The 3,447-nt window shown below is 44.8% G+C and carries 1 protein-coding gene and 2 pseudogenes; 1 reads left to right on the top strand and 2 read right to left on the bottom strand.

Features of this window, described 5'->3' with window-relative positions; translation table 11 throughout:
- Positions 1-44 precede the first annotated feature (44 nt).
- A pseudogene (locus PPA04_RS09275) lies at positions 45-974 on the bottom strand (L-lactate dehydrogenase).
- Positions 975-1,469: 495 nt separating this feature from the next.
- On the opposite strand from PPA04_RS09275, the gene PPA04_RS09270 reads away from it, so the two are divergent.
- Positions 1,470-2,786 (top strand): ammonium transporter, encoded by a 1,317-nt coding sequence (locus PPA04_RS09270; RefSeq protein WP_057785052.1) that lies wholly within the window; start codon positions 1,470-1,472, stop codon positions 2,784-2,786.
- On the opposite strand, the pseudogene PPA04_RS09265 reads toward PPA04_RS09270, so the two are convergent.
- Positions 2,786-3,331 (bottom strand): annotated as a pseudogene (locus tag PPA04_RS09265) (transposase family protein); the annotation flags it as partial. The gene PPA04_RS09270 and the pseudogene PPA04_RS09265 overlap by 1 nt on opposite strands.
- Between the last annotated feature and the right edge of the window lie 116 nt (positions 3,332-3,447).

Here is a 3,447-nt window from a genome sequence, read left to right as displayed (position 1 = left end):
CTATGCTGACAAATTTGTCCAAAAATTCGGATTAAATTTGCAATCTACCTTAAGACGTCATCAAAGGCGTGGAATTTCTCGATAATCGTGTCCGCTGAATTACGGAACTTAGCTTGTTCATCAGCAGTCAGAGCAAGCGTCGTCACACTCTCGACTCCATCTTTGCCAATGATTGCTGGCTGACCAACATACGTCCAAAAGGTCTCACTATACGCAGAGACCGGGCATGCTAAGCGAGCATTTGCAAAGACCGCTTCACTTAATTTAACCGCGCAAGTGGCAATGGCAAAACTGGTATAACCCTTACCAGAATGAACCGCCCAGCCACCATGGCGTGCAGCTGCCTCAAGTGCATCTAAGTCCAAATGATACTTATCAACCAAGGATGTAATTGGAATACCGTTAACCTGAACCGTTGACCACGCGCTGAATTGTGATTCGCCGTGTTCACCGTAAACATACCCGCTAATGTTTTTTGGATCACAGTCGAAGGCTTCTGCGACAACCTTTTGCATACGCGCCGTATCCAAGAAAGTCCCAGTCCCAAAGACCTGTTGGCGTGTTAATCCCGTTGCACGTTGGAAATAGTGAGTAATTGCGTCTCACGGATTCATTGTATCGATGACCACGCCATTAAATTTGGTTGCTTTAACTTTCGGAGCGATATCTTGAACGATTTGCTTCGTATATTCAAATTCAGCCCATCGGTTACCGAAAGCATGGTCTAACGCGTGAATGTTGCCGCTAGTAACAAATAAAATATCCGTGTCGTCTAATTCATGATAGTCATTGATTTTAATAATCGTTCGACTATCTAAACGGGCTTGAGCGTCTTGTAAATCTAATTGCTCTGCGCGAGCTTTAGCCGCATTAGTATCAATCAAGACTAATTCATCCGCAATTCCTTTACAAACTAATGTATAAGCAATGGTCGCCCCAACGTGGCCGACCCCAATAATCGCATATTTTCGCATAAGCTGAACCCCCGTTTTAATTATTAAGACGTTATGTAATAATCTCATCGTCTTTTAATTTATGTGGTGATAACCTTACTGCTCTAGTTAGTAATGGTCAATTGCTGAAAGCGCCTCACCTTTCATATCATCATTTTCTTAAGCAATAGCACGCACTATAGTTACCAATTTCCCTAATTAGTTTAAGATAATTAATCACTTGCCCCCCATTGCCTAATTATTTTCATTACCGAACTAATCGCGACCACTCTTGGAAGTCACTTCCTACATTTCTGCCAATAAGCAACCTTGACCGGCTTTTGCTAAGAATTTACAAGGAGTCCACTCAAGTTTTCAATAGTTTTGCGTCACAAAACCTGACATCAACAGTTCCATAATGACACTAAAGCCCGTTTGTAAGTTTAATATTTAACCTAAACACAAAAAAAGAGTGCGTCACTCAATAATCAATGTTATAATTTATAACATCAAATGGTATGGATAGGGGTTGGGAGTATGAACGCTGCAAATTCAACGTTTTTAGTGTTATCTAGTATATTGGTATTATTTATGACGCCCGGATTAGCATTTTTCTACGGTGGCTTAGTTTCCGAACGGAATGTCGTTAACACCATGTTATCCGTCTTCATGATTTGTGGCTTAGCAATCTTGTTATGGCTCACATTCGGTTATTCACTATCTTTTTCCGGTGATTTAGGTGGCTTTGTCGGTAATCTCAAAGCCACTTGGTTACATGGTGTGGACTTGACCGCGCTTACCGCGACAAAGATTCCCAACGGTTTATATCTCATCTTTCAAATGATGTTTGCCATTATCACGCCAGCACTATTTGTTGGCGCAGTGGTCGGCCGTATCCGTTTTAAATTCTTATTAACCTTCATCATCTTCTGGTCACTCCTCATCTACTATCCAATGGTTCATATGGTTTGGGATAACGGTTTATTAGCTAAACTTGGCGTCATCGATTTCGCTGGTGGTACCGTCGTTCACATCAATGCCGGTATCACCGCTTTAGTCTTATCAGTATTCTTAGGTGCCCGCCACAAGTATGGCAAGGATATGACCCAGCACTATAACATCTTATGGGTATTGCTGGGGACCGCTATTTTATGGATCGGCTGGTACGGTTTCAATGCCGGTTCGGCGCTTGCCATGAACGACATCGCCATCCAAGCCTTCTTAACCACGACCGTTGCCACCGCCACTTCCATGATGACGTGGATGGTCGTTGATATGCTAACCAAGGGCAAACCAACCCTAGTCGGTGTCTGCACCGGTACCCTTTGTGGTCTCGTTGCGATTACACCTGCTTGTGGCTACGTCACCATTTCTGGTGCCTTTTGGATTGGCCTTATCGCCACATTAACTAGTTACGGCTTCATTACGTTCATCAAACCACGCTTAGGTATCGATGATGCACTCGATGCCTTTGGATGCCACGGTGTTTCCGGCATGGTCGGCAGTATCATGACTGGGCTATTCGCTAGCAAAGCCGTTAATAACTCAATTTCTCTAAACGGTCTTTTCTATGGTGGCGGCTTTAAATTATTCGGATTACAGCTATTAGCAACGATCTTTACCATTGGCTTTACTACCATCGTTTGCATCGTCATTATCGTACTATTGAAACGAGTCATCAGAATGCGCGTTGACGAACAAGAGGAAGAACTCGGACTCGATCAAGGCGAACACGGCGAAGTCGCTGACTACACCGTTCAAATGAGTCACGACTTGACGAACATCCAACATCATAGCGATGAATTTCGTGGTCAGTTAGCGCAACTGCTAGATAAGCAACAACGATTCCGATAATCGGCATCAAGACAGATAAACGACATCATGCCATGAGTGGAACGGAACTCATCAAAGCAGAGTCGCGTGGGTAGCCGGCGAGCCGGTCGGAGTTTGAGATTTTGGTCAATGATCCGTTGAACCGAGGAGGCTGAGATTCCGATAATACGGGCGATGGTTTTGACTGGCAACCGTTCATGCGCTAACTTCATGATTCGCTCTGTCATGTGAGCGGCGATCGTGTGGTTGGGTTGCACGAGCGGCGTCTTGGCATTGATTGTGTGGTAACAGTTATGACAGCGCCATCGTTGCTTGTACAAGTCAATGACTGTCGGCATTTCAACCCCATTGAGGACGCGCACGTGGGCCGTGTAAAACCCGTTAGGGTGCAAGGCCTCAAAGCCACACAGTGGGCACCGGGTTAACCGGTAAGTCAGCTCGGCATCAATCACATGATACTGGCGGCGACGTACCCCCTTGCCGCGATATTCATGACGAACAAAGGCTACTTTGATATTATGGTCTGGTATTCCAAGGACGGACAGTGTAGGATCGTATTGGGACATTTACTCATAACCTCGCTTGCTTTTGGTTTCGACGCTAACAAGCATAGCATGGACACTGAGTAGGTGTCTTTTTGCGTTATCCAAAAAGGGCCTACACGTTCGGTGCTGATTATTTT

The sequence above is a fragment of the Pediococcus parvulus genome, assembly GCF_007990205.1.
GTDB classification, from domain to species: domain Bacteria; phylum Bacillota; class Bacilli; order Lactobacillales; family Lactobacillaceae; genus Pediococcus; species Pediococcus parvulus.
Note: the sequence above shows the minus strand (reverse complement) of the source record. Positions and strands in the feature narration are given on the sequence as shown.